We start from the raw sequence: 13810 nt of genomic DNA on the forward strand, positions 1-13810 counted from the left end.
GCCTCGTGCCCCTGCTCAGGCCTTGCGGCCGATACCCGCCAGACCGAGTGATCGGCCGGGCGCCTCGTGCTGGTCACGGTCGGATTCCGGCCGCCACAACGGCAATTCCACCACACCGGGCTCGATCGGCTCCCACTTGCCGAACAGGGCCGCGATTTGCTCGCGGGTCCGGAACTGCAGGCCGATCCTGCTGACGTCGCGCGAGTTCTCCACCAGTTTGGCGGCGTCGTCGGGGCGAGTGGCCGAGGTGAGGTGCGACAGAGCCAGGTAGCTGCCGACCGGCACCGCGTCGTAGAGGGCGTCGACCTTGTCGGCGGGGGCGTAGTCGTCGCTCATCAGGTGCAGGACCGCGATGAGGAGGACGCCGACCGGTTGGTCGAAATCGATGATGCCGGTCCCGCGGGCCTGGGCGAGCAGCGACTCGGGCTCGCGCAGATCGGCCTCGATCGCGGCGGTCCGGTCATTGTCCTTCAGGATGGCGCGCGCGTGCGCCACGGCCACGGGGTCGATATCGGCGTAGAGCACCCGGCACTTCGGGTCGATCGCCTGCGCCACCTCGTGCACATTGCCCGCGGTCGGGATGCCCGACCCGATGTCGAGGAACTGCCGCACGCCCTGGTCCACCAGGGACCGCACCGCGCGCCGCAGGAACGCGCGATTGCTCAAGGCCAGTCGCGGCAGGTCCGGGACCAGCGCTTTCCCCGCCTCCGCGGCTTGTCGATCGACCTCGAAGTTGTGCGAGCCGCCCAGCAGCGCGTCGTACATGCGCGCCGGGCTCGCCCGGTTCATGTCGACGCCTTCCGGTGCCCACTCCGGTCTGTCCATCCCCAAACCCTCCTAGCCGCAACGGTCGAACGCCCGCAGGTGGTACGAGCGGGCCGAGATCCGGGCAAATCCGGTGTTTCCGATCACCCGGACGGTGCAAACCGAATGGTAGTCCCCGTTGGTCAGAATCCTTGCAGCGATACCACTCTCGCCCTGAGGTGGGACAATGCTCACCCGGCGGTTGACGCCGCGCAGGTGCTGTGCGTGAGCGGCGGCACACACACCCCCGACACGTCGGCCAGCAGCAGGCGCGCCCCGAGGACCAGCGAGCACAGCGCAATCGCGCCGAAAGCAAGCACCCACAGCAGGCCCGGGATCCTGGTCAGGTGAGCCAGCTGGTCGGCGTCGGAGTTCGGCTCGTGCGCGCGATTGCGCTGCAACTCGATCACCGGGCGCACGGCGGCCAGCAGCAGGAACCAGGACGCCGCGTATGCCAGCGCCGCCTGGGTGGTGTCGCTGCCGAACCAGGACGCCGCGAACACCACGCCGCCGGTCACCAGCAGCGACAGCAGGCCGTACCAGTTGCGGATCTTGAGCAGCAGCACCAGCAGCAGCGCGATGGTCAGCCACAGCATGAGGGTGATGCGGTGCGCGCCCAGCAGTGCGGCGTAGGCCAGCCCCAGCAGCGCGGGCGCGGGATACCCGGCCGCCATGGTCAGGATCATGCCGAGCCCATAGGGTTTGCCGCTCGACACGGTGAGTCCCGAAGTGTCGGAATGCAATCGGATGCCATTGAGGCGGCGGCCGGTCAGCAGCGCGGTGAAGGCGTGTCCGCCCTCGTGGGCGATGGTGACCGCATTGCGCAGAATGCGCCACGTCGGGCGGAACGCCACCAGTATCAGCGCCACCACGCCGGTGCCCACCACCAGCTGCCACGGCGGCGGGGTCTGCGTCGTGGACAACCGGTCCACGATGGTGCTGCCGCGCTGAACGAATTCCGCTGTATCCACGGCCGCACCCTACCGATTCGGCGCGGACCCGGCGATCCGGTCCCAAATCATCGCGTATGCGACAGACTTGCTGTGGGCCGGGGCCGGAGCGAATCGATTGTCAGGGGAGCGTGAGATGTCCGAGTCAGTACAGAGTTACCCGAGTGCGGCGCCGGTTGGGGTGGACACCACACGCGCCAGCATCGCCCGCGTCTACGACGCCGCATTGAACGGCAAGGATAATTTCGAAGTCGACCGCGCGGTCCTGGACCAGGTGCGCGAGGTCGCGCCCGGGGTTGCCGAATTGGCCTGGGCGAACCGGGATTTCCTGATCCGCGTATGCCGCTTCCTGGCCAAGGAAGCGGGCATCGACCAGTATCTGGACCTCGGTTCGGGGCTGCCCACCGCGGAGAACACCCACCAGGTCGTGCAGCGCGTGGACCCGGGTTCCTCGGTGGTCTACGTGGACAACGACCCCATGGTGCTGGCGCACGCGCGCGCCCTGCTGGCGGGCAATCCGCGCACCACTATCGTCGAGGCCGACATCTTCCGTCCGTTCGAGGTGGTCAAACACCCCGACATCCGTGAGGAACTGGACTTCAGCCGTCCGATCGCGCTGTTCCAGATCGGCACCCTCCATCACTACGCCGCCGACGATGTCGCCGCCGTGATGCGCAGCTACCTCGACGTGCTGCCCTCCGGCTCGTATGTGGCCATCGCCCACTTCCTCGACCCGGAGACCGCCGAACACAGCGACCTGGCGCGCAAGATGGAGGAGAAGTTCGTGCACAGCCCCATGGGCTCGGGCCGCTTCCGCACCCGCGACGAGATCCAGGCCCTGTTCGGCAACCTCACCATGATCGAACCCGGCCTCGTCCTATGCGACGAATGGTGGCCCGACGGCCCGCAACTCAGGCCGCTGAGCCCCGTCCGCCACTGCATCGCCGGCGGCGTCGGCTTCAAGCCCTAGACGGTCGCGAGGCGGTCGGCGAGGATGCCCGCGCGGGCGAGCTGGACCTTGCGGGCCTGACCGGACGCGAACGCCATGAGGCCGAAGGGGGTTCGCAGGCGCAGCTCGTCGTCGACGCGGGTGCCCTCGGCGGTGGGGGTGAGGTCGAAGCGGTAGCCCATGCGGACGCCGCCGGGGCTGTCGACCTCGCCCCAGACCGCTGTCCCGGGGGTGCCGAGCAGGGCGACGCGAATGCGGTTGTCGTGCTTCAGGCCCAGGAAGCGGAAGCGTTCGACGGCGAGGTAGGAACCGTCCTGGACGTCCTCGACGGCGACGACCAGCGGGGAGAGACCGATGTAGTTCTCGGGCCGGATCAGGTGGTCGTAGACGGCCTCGGGGGAGGCGGGGACGGTGAACGTATTACGGATGATCTTTTCCGGCATGCCCGCACTCTAGCGGTCACCCGCGGCAGGGGATCGGGGCCGGAACCGGGCGTGCGGCATCACGATTCGGCGGGGCCGGTCTGAGCCAGCAGGCCGTCGACACAGGCGCGCAAGCCCTGGCCGTAGGTGTCGCGGGCGGCCAGGGCGGGCCAGCGTTCGCCGATCGCGGCCAGCCGGGGAACGCGGTCGGGATCGAGATCGCCGAATGCGGCGCGGCCCGAGGCGGCGGGGCTGCCGCGGCGCTGGGAGTGGGTGCGGACCAGGATCTCGCCGACGGTGTAGTACCAGATCGAGCGGAAGATGTAGGCGGCCTGCTCGGGGGTGCGGCCGCTGGATTCGGCGGCCGCGAGGATGGATTCGACCGTCCACAGCGCGGATTCGTCGAGCAGTCCGACGAAACCGTCCACGGTGAGGACCTCCGCGGCCCAGGGCCAGCCGGCCAGCAGATCATGCATGGCGGTGGCGGCCGCGACGATCCGGTCCCGCGGATCCTCGGGCAGCTCCGGGCGTTCGGTCTGGTCGGCGTAGTGGTTGAGCAGCAGGACCAGCAGATCCTCCTTGTCCTGGACGTGGCGGTAGACCGTGGTCGCGCCGATTCCGGCCTCGACGGCCTGCATGCCCGGCTCGTCATGATCCTCGCGGGCCTCGATCACGCCCGCCCCGACCTCGGCGTCACCGACTACCTGTCACCGCACGGCCACGAAGTCCTCGCCATCGCGCGGGCCGGACACGATTGCCTGGCTTCCCTGGAGGCGGCCGTCACAGGCAAGTCGGTCGGCCAGTTGTTCACCATCGCCCTGCCCGATTCGGTCATTTCGGCGCTGCGCGACTACCTGTCGGTGCCCGCCACCGGGTACCGCGGTCCGGTCGTCCTGCTGCAGGGTGGATCCGACACCATTCAGCCCGTTCCGACCACCGTGCTGCTGCAACAACAGCTCGAGTCGGCCGGCACGGACAGCCAACTGGTGCTGCACGCCCCCGCCACCCACTTCACCATCCTGAAGTTCGCCGACTCCGAGGCTCAGGACTTCTTGAACCGCGTGCTCCCGCTCCGATAATCCTGACTTTCGGGCGGTTTCCCTCGGGCATCATCGGGTAAGCGAAGGATGACGGGGAAAGATCGCGATGGGGGCTGGATGGGTGGTGAGTGATGAGTGAATCGCCACTGGGTGATGGTAAGGCGCCCATACGCACCGATCACGCGGAGCCGGAATCACCGCGATTGTGCGGTGACGTGGGGGTACGGGTGCGCGCCGACGCCGGACACCTGGAAATGTTGCGCGCGATAGCCGAAACCATCATGCTCTCAGCCGATTTCACCATCGACGTGGCCATCGACATGCGGGTCGCGCTGGATCAGGTTGCGACCGCGATGATCCTGGCGGCCGTGCCGGAGGCCGGACTCGACTGCGCATTCCGCTACGACGAGCAGCGGGTCCGGATTCGCGTGACGTCGGTGATCGGCACCGGCGGCGGCCTGATCGAGCACAGTTTCGGCTGGCATTTCGTGGAATGCCTGACCGATTCGATCACTGTCGACACCGACGAGTTCGATGTCGTACAGCGCGGATACCCGGTGGTCGTCGAATTCACCCGGCGACGGAAGGACGACGCGGAGCCTAAATGAGGCGATAGACCGTGAGGCGCCCGGCCACCGTCATGTGAATCCGGGTGGCCGTGCCGATCACCTCGCCGTCGGCGGCGAGGGGTTCGCGCGTGGCGAGCCGGACGGTCAGCTCGGGTCGGCGGCATTCGCCGTACAGGCGGGTCCGTCCCAGGGCCGCGAGCCCGGCCGCGAGGATGATCCGGGTGCGGGACCACGGCCGGTCGGCGCGTAGCCATCGGATGTCGAGCAGCCCCGCGGCGAGATGGTCGCGAACGGCCGGGGTGGAGCGCCGCGGATGATAGGAACCGTTGCCGAAGAACAGGACCCACACCCGGCGGTGGTCACCGTCGACTTCCACCGCGAGGGGCCGGGCCCGGCCCACCGCGGCCACCGACGCGGCCGCGAAGGCCAGCCGCCGACCCCATCGCGAACGCCATGTCCGCCGCAGCCGCACCATGTCCGGGTAGGCGCCCACACTCGCCACGTTGAGCACGTGCCGGGTGCGCTGTCCGTCCTCGTCGTCGAAGCGGACGCGCGCGATGTCGACGTCCACGGCATCGCCGGATTCGACGGCCGCGGCCGCCTCGGCGGTGTCGCGCACACCCAGATCGCGGGCGAAATGATTGCGGGTGCCCGTGGGGAACACCGCCAGGGGCAGACCGCGCCGCAGGGCGACCGTGGCCGCCGCGGCGAGGGTGCCGTCACCGCCCGCGACACCCAGTGCCGCCGGCCGCGGAACGCAGGCGCGGAACGCCAGTTCCAGCCGCCGGGCGGGATCGTCGCCCGGTTCGGTGCGGACGAGGATGGCCGCGGGCAACAGCGCCGCGAGATCCTCGCACGGATCGACGGATGGATCCCCCGCGGCCGGGTTGACCAGCACCAGCAGGCCGTTCCCGTCGGCGAGCGCGGGCGTGCCCTGATGCCGCTCGCGGGCGGTGGCCGGCGCCGGGGCCGGCCACCAGTGCCGGGTGGCCAGGGCGATGGTCGAACCGATCACCGCGCCCGCGAGCACATCACTGCCCCAGTGCACGCCGGTATGCACCCGCGAGTAGGCGACGAATCCCGCCAGCGGGACGAGACCCACTGCGGCCCGCGGACTCTCGACCGCGACCGCCGTGGCGAACGCGGCCGCGGCGGCGCTGTGGCCCGAGGGGAACGACGACGAGACGGGCCGCGGGTCCAATCGCCGAGACGCGGGCAGCAGATCGCCGGCGGGGCGGCGGCGCGTGATGATCGGCTTGAGACCGCCGTTCACGATCGCCTCCGTGGCGGTGAGGGCGGCGACACCGCGGATCGCGGCCCGCCGGTGCTCGCCGCCGCGGGTTCCGAGCGCGAGTGCGGTGACCAGCCAGAGCGCGCCGAAGTCCGCGCAGCGGGTCAGCCGCAACAGACCGGGGTCCAGGGCGGAGGCGGGTAGGCGCGCGACCGCCGCGGTGACGGCTCGGTCCATCCGGCCGACGCGGTGGAATCGTCGCGTGCGGTGTCTCATCGTGATTGTCTCCCGCCTGGCCGGGTAGGCCTGAGATGTGGTCGAGATACGCCAGAATGCGGACACCACAACCGGGTTCGGCGGGCGTCGTCAATGTCGCCGAGAATTCTCGATGGGGAGATCGTGCCCGCCGGTCCGGAAAAGGGTGCCCGGCAGGTTGTTTCACCGGCCGACAGGCGGGGCAATGGCCCAGCGGAGAAATCCGCTGGGCCACGTGCGGCGTGATGGATGAAATGCATTCTGATGTAGAGGATTCGCCGGGTCTGGCCGGAATCACCAATAGTGAGCACGGCCGCCGAGGGGGTGCCCGGCCGCGCCGAGCAGCCACGCGACCGCGCCGACCAGCATCAGGATGACGCCGATCGTGGTGAGGATATGGACACCGAACACTATTCCCAGAATCAGCATTATTAGGCCCAGGACGATCATGATTTATCCTTTGTAGGGGCGATTGTGACACTCCCGCAGTTCCCGGCGAGCCGGTCGTCAAACGCCCCCCGGAAGAGCCGAGGTGATGCGTCCGCGCTTTCGAGATTCGGTCTGTGGCAATACGTCTCTGACCTGGTGTATTGCGGATAGTTGTGGTGAACGTGGCCATCGAGCCTCGAAAATCATGTTCCGCAGCGGGTGGAGATGGGTACACCATCTTTATGCAGTTCAGCCGATTACGGGGTGATACCGATGACGGGTGACAGCTATGACGATATCGAGCCGCTACTGAAACAGCTTGCCGTCGCCGTGGAAAATGATGCTCCCGATCGAAAGGCACTACGCGAGGAGGCGATCGACCGGTGCCTGCCACTGGCCGACCACATCGCGCGCAAGTTCTCCGGTCGCGGGGAGGCGTTCGAGGATCTGGTGCAGGTGGCCCGCCTCGGGCTCGTGCAATCCATCGACCGCTTCGACGTCGAGCGTGGGTCACGCTTCCTGTCCTTCGCGGTGCCCACCATCATGGGTGAGGTCAGGCGCTATTTCCGGGACAGCACCTGGGCCGTGCGCGTACCGCGCCGGGTCAAGGAGACCCAGATCCGCGTCGGCGCCGCCGTCGAAATCCTCGCCCAGCGCCTGGGCCGGATGCCCAAGGCGCGCGAACTGGCCGCCGAACTGAAGGTGGACCAGTCCGAGCTGACCCAGGCCCTGCTGGCCGCCAACGCCTACCAGAGCTCGTCGCTGGAAGCCGCGTGCCCCGATGACGGGGAGAACACTCCGCTGGCCATGCTGGACGCGCTGGGGGCCGAAGAGCCCGGGTTCGAACACGTCGACCAATACCTCGCAGTCTGCCCGCTCATCGCGGAACTGCCCGAACGGGAGCGGCGGGTGCTCACCATGCGCTTCTTCGACTCGATGACCCAGAACCAGATCGCGCAGCGGCTGGGGGTCTCGCAGATGCAGGTGTCGCGCATCCTGACGAAGACCCTCGGCCGGCTGCGCGCCGAGGCGCTGGCCACCTGATCAGAATCCCGCCAGACCCGAGGCGAGATCGGGCATCCGGATCGCCTGCACCGCCGCGTCCCGCACATCCGGGCACGCGGTGGTGGTGGTCTGGTCGATGACCGCGCGATTGCGCATCACCGCGATATTCACGCCATTGTTGCGCAGCGCCCAATCCTGCACGGTGGCATTGAATTTCAGCCGGGCCTCGGTGGGGCCCTCGGCCCGCCACTTGTCGACTTCGGGCCGCATCATGTCGCACAGCTGCTTGGCGGCGTTCGCGGAGATGGTCGGTGACCCGGAGCCCTGCTGCGGCGAACCGGTTCCCGGCACACCGGGTTCGGTGCTGTTCGAGCAACCCACGGCGAGCGCGGCCGCCGTCACGGCCACGACCGGCCAGCGGGCGAGAGAGTGCTGAGATGCCATGACGGAGGACCCTTTCAGTGCGCTCGGTTGTCTTCAGCGTCGGTGGTCAGCGCCAGCGCGGGCCGCGTCCGCGAGCCGCTCACCGCGCCGCTTGGCCTTCTCGGCGAGGTGGCCGCCCTGATCGCGGGCGGTGTCGAGGAGATGGCCACCGCGGTCGGCGGCGACGTCGCCCCATTGTGCGCCGAGTTCCCTGGCCGAACCCGCGAGTTGGGTGCCGCGGTGCTGTGCGGCCTCGGCCAGTCGCTCGCCACGATCGTGCAGTGCCGCAACGAGTTCGGGTCCGCGTTCACGTGCCGATTCCGCGAGCTGAGCGCCGCGATGCTGGGCGATGTCGGCCAGTCGCTCACCGCGATCGTGCAGTGCCGCGGCCAGTTCGGGTCCGCGTTCGCGGGCGGTCTCCGCGAGGTGCTCACCGCGGGTCCGCACCGCCGCGGCGAGTTCGGGTCCGTGGACCTTCGCGGCGTCGGCGAGCCGGGTAGGGGCGGAGTCGTCGGCCTGCAGCTTCTCCAGGGCCCGGCGGCCACGCCAGCCGAGCGACGGTTTGCCCTGCCGGTCGGTCGAGGCGATGAGCAGTCCGCCGAGCAGGCTCACGTCCTTGAGCAGCGCGTTGCGCCGGGCCGAACGCCGTTCGGGGTCCTCCTCGGTCCAGAACCCCGGTTCGGTCAGGGCCGCCGGGATCACGGTCGCGGCGAGCACGGCGGTGGACAACCGGGGCAGCTTGCCCAGGGCCAGCAGCGCGCCGCCGCCGACGCGGACCGCCGCATTGATCCGGACCAGTGTGGCCGGATCGTCGGGCAGATAGGCCGCGAGCTTGGCCGGCAGCCGCTGCTCGCCGTGCCGCACCGCCTCGGTCGCGGTCTTGATCCGGGGATCGGGATGGGTGAGCGTGTCGATTCCGTCGGCGACGAAAGCGGTCGCCAGCAGGGGGTGGGCAATGCGTCGCAGCATGGTGATTCCTTTCCGGAAGGCTGTCTCAGCAGGCGCTGATGTCGTCGCTGTTCCCGGCGTCCTCGTCCTCAAACGCGAGTTCGCGCGCAGCGAGCCGGGGGATGAGGCCACCGGCCAGGACGTCTCGCACCTGACGCGGCGAAAGCCGGTGTCGCACGGTGAAAGTGGATTCCTTGCTCATATCGAGCACCTCGAGCGTGGTGACGCGGGCGATGGCGTGCACGCCGAGCAGTCGCAGCCCGCTGACGCGGTGCCGGCGCAGCATCTCCAGGATCACGTCCTTGGCCGAACACCACTGCGGCAGTTCGTCTTCGAGCCGGACACCCCAGATCTTCGGCATCCGCAGGTGTAGCGGCTGACCCGAGATGGCCGGCGCTACTGCCAATCCGCCCACGCCGATGGCGAGCATGCCCAGCGAGCCCGCCGCCGGCGTGTGCGAATCCGATCCCGAGAGCGTCTTGCCCGGCACCCCGAAACGCTGCATAGGGGTTGGGTGGGAGACGCCGTTGCCCGCCTTGGAGGACCACAGGCCGAAGCGCTGGGCGGCCGTGCGGATACTCGTGGTCCTCGGCGTTCTTCTCGTCGGTCTGCAACAGATTGTGGTCGACGTACTGGACGCTCACCTCGGTGCGTGAGCGATCGAGGGCCACGGCCTCGAGCTCCTGCATCACCACGGTGCCGGTGGCGTCCTGGGTCAGCGTCTGATCGATCCGGATCGCGATCTCGGTGCCCGGCGTCATCGCACCCGACACCAGGTGCGAGGCGATCAGCGTGCGCGCCAGATTGCCGGGCATGACGTGTGACTAGCCGTTGGTGGCCTGCGGACCGACGACGAAGGTGGCGTTGCCCGTCGCGTCCAGGCCCGCGTCCAGAATCTTGTCGTCGAAGAATTCCGCGGACCGGCGGTCCATGTAGACTCGCGCGCCTTCCGCGGTCAGCACCTCGTCGTCGTCGGACGGCCCGTCCGCGACCGCGAGCTGGAAACTCTCGGCGTCATCCGGCGTGGTGATCCGCAGTCCGGCGTCGCGCGGGGCGCCTTCCCCGGACGTGATACCGCGTACCGCCTCGACGGCAGTGGGGGTGAGCATCAGCATAGGTCTTCCTTCCGCTGTCGTGAGCGCCGGACGGACTGCCGGCAGTCGGTCGAGTAACCGGCTGCGCCGGACCGAAACGTGTCAGCGGTGGCAGCGGGTTCGGAATCGGATCCGGGGGGCGGGGGATCGGCGGGCCTGGTGTCGGCAGGGGCGCAGGCGGCTCGGGCTCCGGGACAGGTTCGCCCGGCTCCAGCGGTGGGACAGGTTCGCCCGGCTCCGGCGGTGGGACCGGTTCCGGCGGTCGCACCGGAGGAACCGGGGTTCCGTCCGACCCGATACCGGATCCGACGTTCTGAGGTTCCATACCGCCCGCATACCCGGCGACGCCCGAGGTATTCGGTTCCGGACATGCTCGCGGAATCATGGCGATCACCGGGGATTCGTCCGATAATCCGACAAAGGGCCCATTCTTGGTAGGAGGCCGGGCGGACATGACCACGAACACTTCTCGGGGGCATCGCCGCCGGACCTTCCTCGCGATGGCCGCGATTCCGGCGGCGGTCGTGCTGGTGTCCTGTTCCAGCGGAGGCGGGCCCTCGGCCACCACGACCGCCGCCGCGCCGGGCGGCGCGTCCACGACCACCGCGCCGGGCAGTTCCGCGCCGGCGAGCAGCGGGCCGGGCGCCACCACGACATCCCCGGCCGCCGACTTTCCCTACCAACCGCTGTGGCCGTTCCGCGACAGCGCCGAAGCCGCGGCCTGGCAGCGGGACGCCGGGTCCGGGCATCAACCCTGGCATCTCGACCCCGCCGCCACCGCGCAGTCCTTCACCCAGCGCTACCTCGGGTTCTCGAGTTTGGACAAGATCGTGCAGGTGGCCACCGACGGGGACCAGTCGCGGGTCAGCGTCGGGTTCGACAATCCGAACGGTGCGCCCGTCGTCGCGGCCGTCGTGCATCTGGCCCGGATGGGGCACGGTGACACCGCACCGTGGGAGGTCGTCGGCACCGACGACACCACTTTCCAGCTGACCACGCCGCGCTACGGCGGCGCGGTCTCGTCGCCGGTGGCCGTGGGCGGGACCATTACCGGCGTGGACGAGAGCATCCGGGTCCGGATTCTGCGCTCGGATCGGGATCAGCCCGTCGGTCGATCCGCTCCGATTCCCGCGGGCGGTACCGAATCACCCTGGAGTGCCACGGTGTCCGTTTCGGATGCTTGTCCGGCCACGCTCACCATCGTCGCGGCCACCGGGGGTCACGTCGCCGACGTCGAGCGGTTCACCATCACTGGCGTTCGCTGCTGATTCGCTATGGAATTAGCTGTCGGAGAACCGGACTCGGGGAACTAATCGGGCGTAATGTGCCACAAGTGCCGACTTTGTGTGCCTAAGTTGATCTTTCGCGCCACATTCGCGAGGCGGGTGTACCAGAATTGGTGGTCCCTCTTCGAAAGGTTGACTCGTGCCCAAGCACTTGATCACGGTGGCGGCGATGGCGATGGTGGCGGCGGCGATCACGGGATGCGGCGATCACCGCAGCACCCCATTGGTCCCGCCGTCCCCGACCAGCGCGGTACCCGTCCTCGGCGGCGGTCGCTTGCCGGACGTGATCGACATGCCCACGACGACCCCGACCTCGACCGGCCGGACCACCACGACGACCACCAAGGCCGGCTGACGGTCCTGCCGCTCGGCTATTTCTGGTAGCCGAGCGCGGTGCTGCGCACTTGATCGACGTACACGGCGGAGTGGTTGTACGCCAGGATGGCCTGCCGCCAGCCGTGCGCTGTGGCCAGATCGCCGCCCGCCGCGCACAGGTATCGAGCGGCCGCGAGGGCCGCATCGTCGATATTGTCCGGGCTGCCCGAAAGGTCGCTGGTGGCAACCGGTTTGCCGACCTTCAGCATGGGAGCGAGAGGGTTGTAGCCGGCGGCCGCGTGGACGCCCCAGCGTTTCCAGGTGTCGGGGATGAACTGGAACGGACCCATCGCGCGCGCGTACACCGTATGGCCGGTTCGGGCTGTGGCATTGGGGTCGACGATCTGCGCATTGCCACCGGTGCCGTCCAGCGCGACACCTCGGATCGGTGGGCGCACCGATCCATCGGTGGCGATGGTCGCGCCGCCGAATCGGGCGTGATTGCTTTCCACCCGGGCGATACCGGCCAGGGTCACCCAGCCGAGATGGCAACCCGGCTGGGCCTTCGACATGGCCACTGTCGCATAGCCATACGCCTGTAGGGCACGCATCGGGATGCCGCTCGTTTCGGACCGCGCACGCGCCCACTCGCGGAGCTGGTCGATCGGGGATTCGGCCGCGTCGAGGCGGATCGCGGGGATGGACTCGTTCGCGCGCGGCAGCGGATCGGAAGTTCCGCCGGAGACGCCGCAGCCCGCGAGGACTGCCGCGACCGCGACCACCAGCAGCGCCGGACGCGCTGTCATCGCCATCGGCGCTACTTGGCCGGGACGGGCTTGGGTGTGGTGGGAGCCACCGTCGTGGTCGTCGGTGCCGGTCGGTGCGTCGTGGTCGGCGGTTGCGCGACCGTCGGGCGGGCCGAGGACGGAACCGGCTTGGGTGCGGTCGTCTTGGTGACCGTGGTCGACGGCGGGGTGCTGCGGCGCGGTGTCGTCGGCTTGGCGGACGGGGTGGTCGTGCGGACTGTGGTCGTCGTCGCCTTGGCCGGTGTGGGTGCGGGCGGGACGGTGGTGGTCGTTATGGTCGCAGGAACCGGAGTGGCCGTTGTCGTCGCGCTGGGAGGAACCGTGGTCGTGGTCGTCGCCGGTGCGGCAGGGATCGGGGTTGTCGTGGTCGTCACTGCGGCGGCAGGGACCGCGGTGGTAGTCGTTGCCGCGATGGGCATCGGCGTAGCCGGGTCGGTGGTCGTGGTGGTCGGCGCGGGGGTCGTCGTCACGGTGGTGAGGCCGGGCGTCAGCGTCGTGACGACGTCGGTCGGCGGGGAGACCTGCGCCGAAATGCCCAGACTCGCACTCACATTCACGTTGATGGTCGGACCCGGCGACGGGCTCGTCGTCGGAGTGTCGGTCGTCGTCGTGACCGGTGTGCTCGTAGCGGGGTCGGTGGTGTCGGGACTCGGTGTCTCAGTCCCTGGCACGTCTCCGCCGTCGGGAGTGTCCGCAACCGGCGTATAGTCCGGCACGGTCCCGTCCGCCGGCGTCTCGGTCACGTCCGCGAGCTCGGTGACCGGCCCGGTCTCGGTGGCCGGGTCCGCCTCGGTGGAGGTATCGGAGACCTTCGACGACGCCACGACAGTGCCCGCCCGGTCGTTCTGCGGCGAATCCGCCGTGATCGCGACCCCACCGACCGCGAGCGCGATCAATGCCATGGTGGCCGCTGTATTGGGCAGATACCGGCGCGCGTCGCGCATCGTCACCACGAATCCTCCTGGAACATCACCGACCTGGCCGCTGCCAGGACCGGCATATCCTGGAGGCGGCCCGTAGCGCCGAACCCAATGTTCCGGAGCTACAGGATGTTCCACGGGTGAACAGATCGACACATGTCGAATGATCAGGCGCGCGAATGCATCTGAATTACGCCTGTTCCACCTTGATCCACCAGGTCTTCGCCTCCGGACCCGTCGAGCGAGCCATGGGAATTGATGCGCGAGCGAAAACCGTGGTGGATTGGGCGCTCTGGGGAATTGCTACCCGGCGGGGGCGTCGCCGCCCTCGCGGGCGGCGGCCACGGCGGCCTGGTGGACGGCC

General features: G+C 69.2%; 17 protein-coding genes and 1 pseudogene. 7 read left to right on the forward strand and 11 right to left on the reverse strand.

Translation table 11 applies throughout. The annotated features are described in order from the left end of the window. Positions 1–15 precede the first annotated feature (15 nt). Positions 16–825 (reverse strand): SAM-dependent methyltransferase, encoded by an 810-nt coding sequence (locus ACFV4K_RS15865; protein WP_379275449.1) that lies wholly within the window; start codon positions 823–825, stop codon positions 16–18. 170 nt (positions 826–995) lie between these two features. Beyond that, positions 996–1775, reverse strand: a complete 780-nt coding sequence (locus ACFV4K_RS15870) for a M50 family metallopeptidase (protein WP_379275450.1) — start codon at positions 1773–1775, stop codon at positions 996–998. Positions 1776–1890: 115 nt separating this feature from the next. On the opposite strand from ACFV4K_RS15870, the gene ACFV4K_RS15875 reads away from it, so the two are divergent. Beyond that, on the forward strand, positions 1891–2724 hold the full coding sequence (locus ACFV4K_RS15875) for an SAM-dependent methyltransferase (RefSeq protein WP_379275452.1): 834 nt from the start codon (positions 1891–1893) through the stop codon (positions 2722–2724). Here ACFV4K_RS15875 and ACFV4K_RS15880 read toward each other — a convergent pair. After that, positions 2721–3146, reverse strand: coding sequence for an SRPBCC family protein (locus ACFV4K_RS15880; protein WP_379275453.1), 426 nt, complete (start codon positions 3144–3146; stop codon positions 2721–2723). The two genes, ACFV4K_RS15875 and ACFV4K_RS15880, sit on opposite strands and share 4 nt — an antisense overlap. Positions 3147–3205: 59 nt before the next feature. Beyond that, positions 3206–3799, reverse strand: a complete 594-nt coding sequence (locus ACFV4K_RS15885) for a TetR/AcrR family transcriptional regulator C-terminal domain-containing protein (protein WP_379275455.1) — start codon at positions 3797–3799, stop codon at positions 3206–3208. On the opposite strand from ACFV4K_RS15885, the gene ACFV4K_RS15890 reads away from it, so the two are divergent. Together ACFV4K_RS15890 and ACFV4K_RS15895 are read left to right on the forward strand one after the other, a co-directional pair. Beyond that, positions 3776–4204, forward strand: a complete 429-nt coding sequence (locus tag ACFV4K_RS15890; protein ID WP_379275456.1) for a hypothetical protein — start codon at positions 3776–3778, stop codon at positions 4202–4204. The genes ACFV4K_RS15885 and ACFV4K_RS15890 overlap by 24 nt on opposite strands. 242 nt (positions 4205–4446) lie before the next feature. Beyond that, positions 4447–4773: an anti-sigma factor gene (locus ACFV4K_RS15895; RefSeq protein ID WP_379275457.1), complete on the forward strand. Its 327-nt coding sequence runs from the start codon at positions 4447–4449 to the stop codon at positions 4771–4773. Here the strand turns inward: ACFV4K_RS15895 and ACFV4K_RS15900 are convergent. Together ACFV4K_RS15900 and ACFV4K_RS15905 are read right to left on the reverse strand one after the other, a co-directional pair. Beyond that, complete coding sequence (locus tag ACFV4K_RS15900) at positions 4766–6202, reverse strand: bifunctional phosphatase PAP2/diacylglycerol kinase family protein (RefSeq protein WP_379275459.1); 1437 nt, start codon at positions 6200–6202, stop codon at positions 4766–4768. The genes ACFV4K_RS15895 and ACFV4K_RS15900 overlap by 8 nt on opposite strands. Positions 6203–6514: 312 nt before the next feature. Further along, positions 6515–6670, reverse strand: coding sequence for a DUF6131 family protein (locus ACFV4K_RS15905; protein ID WP_379275461.1), 156 nt, complete (start codon positions 6668–6670; stop codon positions 6515–6517). A 252-nt stretch (positions 6671–6922) separates the two neighbouring features. Between ACFV4K_RS15905 and ACFV4K_RS15910 the strand changes: the two genes are divergently transcribed. Continuing rightward, entirely contained in the window at positions 6923–7693 is a 771-nt protein-coding gene (locus ACFV4K_RS15910; protein WP_379275462.1) for an RNA polymerase sigma factor SigF, read from the forward strand. Here the strand turns inward: ACFV4K_RS15910 and ACFV4K_RS15915 are convergent, their stop codons facing one another. From ACFV4K_RS15915 to ACFV4K_RS15930, 4 genes and pseudogenes are all read right to left on the reverse strand, one after another. Next, positions 7694–8098: a hypothetical protein gene (locus ACFV4K_RS15915; RefSeq protein WP_379275464.1), complete on the reverse strand. Its 405-nt coding sequence runs from the start codon at positions 8096–8098 to the stop codon at positions 7694–7696. It lies immediately after the preceding gene. 33 nt (positions 8099–8131) lie between these two features. Further along, positions 8132–9046, reverse strand: coding sequence for a DoxX family protein (locus tag ACFV4K_RS15920; protein WP_379275466.1), 915 nt, complete (start codon positions 9044–9046; stop codon positions 8132–8134). Positions 9047–9284: 238 nt separating this feature from the next. After that, positions 9285–9840, reverse strand: a pseudogene (locus tag ACFV4K_RS15925) (aconitase family protein); the annotation flags it as partial. Between the two features lie 9 nt (positions 9841–9849). Further along, on the reverse strand, positions 9850–10134 hold the full coding sequence (locus tag ACFV4K_RS15930) for a hypothetical protein (protein WP_379275467.1): 285 nt from the start codon (positions 10132–10134) through the stop codon (positions 9850–9852). Positions 10135–10571: 437 nt separating this feature from the next. Here ACFV4K_RS15930 and ACFV4K_RS15935 point away from each other — a divergent pair, with 437 nt between their 5' ends. Both ACFV4K_RS15935 and ACFV4K_RS15940 read left to right on the forward strand, forming a co-directional pair. After that, on the forward strand, positions 10572–11387 hold the full coding sequence (locus ACFV4K_RS15935; RefSeq protein ID WP_379275469.1) for a hypothetical protein: 816 nt from the start codon (positions 10572–10574) through the stop codon (positions 11385–11387). Positions 11388–11544: 157 nt separating this feature from the next. Continuing rightward, positions 11545–11760 carry a hypothetical protein gene (locus ACFV4K_RS15940; RefSeq protein WP_379275470.1) on the forward strand — a complete coding sequence of 72 codons (216 nt, stop codon included), beginning with the start codon at positions 11545–11547 and terminating at the stop codon, positions 11758–11760. Positions 11761–11776: 16 nt separating this feature from the next. Here the strand turns inward: ACFV4K_RS15940 and ACFV4K_RS15945 are convergent, their stop codons facing one another. Then, entirely contained in the window at positions 11777–12532 is a 756-nt protein-coding gene (locus ACFV4K_RS15945; protein WP_379275472.1) for a lytic transglycosylase domain-containing protein, read from the reverse strand. A gap of 48 nt (positions 12533–12580) precedes the next feature. Between ACFV4K_RS15945 and ACFV4K_RS15950 the strand changes: the two genes are divergently transcribed. Next, complete coding sequence (locus tag ACFV4K_RS15950; RefSeq protein WP_379275474.1) at positions 12581–13234, forward strand: hypothetical protein; 654 nt, start codon at positions 12581–12583, stop codon at positions 13232–13234. Positions 13235–13810 lie beyond the last annotated feature (576 nt).

Source organism: Nocardia sp. NPDC059764, from assembly GCF_042732555.1.
GTDB lineage: Bacteria > Actinomycetota > Actinomycetes > Mycobacteriales > Mycobacteriaceae > Nocardia.

What these genes read in the sequence shown, in the direction of transcription:
- ACFV4K_RS15905 (WP_379275461.1), bottom strand. Translation starts at nt 6,670, where the DNA reads ATGATCGTCCTGGGCCTAATAATGCTGATTCTGGGAATAGTGTTCGGT.
- ACFV4K_RS15920 (WP_379275466.1), bottom strand. Translation starts at nt 9,046, where the DNA reads ATGCTGCGACGCATTGCCCACCCCCTGCTGGCGACCGCTTTCGTCGCC.
- ACFV4K_RS15880 (WP_379275453.1), bottom strand. Translation starts at nt 3,146, where the DNA reads ATGCCGGAAAAGATCATCCGTAATACGTTCACCGTCCCCGCCTCCCCC.
- ACFV4K_RS15930 (WP_379275467.1), bottom strand. Translation starts at nt 10,134, where the DNA reads ATGCTCACCCCCACTGCCGTCGAGGCGGTACGCGGTATCACGTCCGGG.
- ACFV4K_RS15910 (WP_379275462.1), top strand. Translation starts at nt 6,923, where the DNA reads ATGACGGGTGACAGCTATGACGATATCGAGCCGCTACTGAAACAGCTT.
- ACFV4K_RS15935 (WP_379275469.1), top strand. Translation starts at nt 10,572, where the DNA reads ATGACCACGAACACTTCTCGGGGGCATCGCCGCCGGACCTTCCTCGCG.
- ACFV4K_RS15915 (WP_379275464.1), bottom strand. Translation starts at nt 8,098, where the DNA reads ATGGCATCTCAGCACTCTCTCGCCCGCTGGCCGGTCGTGGCCGTGACG.
- ACFV4K_RS15900 (WP_379275459.1), bottom strand. Translation starts at nt 6,202, where the DNA reads ATGGACCGAGCCGTCACCGCGGCGGTCGCGCGCCTACCCGCCTCCGCC.
- ACFV4K_RS15890 (WP_379275456.1), top strand. Translation starts at nt 3,776, where the DNA reads ATGATCCTCGCGGGCCTCGATCACGCCCGCCCCGACCTCGGCGTCACC.
- ACFV4K_RS15945 (WP_379275472.1), bottom strand. Translation starts at nt 12,532, where the DNA reads ATGGCGATGACAGCGCGTCCGGCGCTGCTGGTGGTCGCGGTCGCGGCA.
- ACFV4K_RS15865 (WP_379275449.1), bottom strand. Translation starts at nt 825, where the DNA reads ATGGACAGACCGGAGTGGGCACCGGAAGGCGTCGACATGAACCGGGCG.
- ACFV4K_RS15875 (WP_379275452.1), top strand. Translation starts at nt 1,891, where the DNA reads ATGTCCGAGTCAGTACAGAGTTACCCGAGTGCGGCGCCGGTTGGGGTG.
- ACFV4K_RS15895 (WP_379275457.1), top strand. Translation starts at nt 4,447, where the DNA reads ATGCTCTCAGCCGATTTCACCATCGACGTGGCCATCGACATGCGGGTC.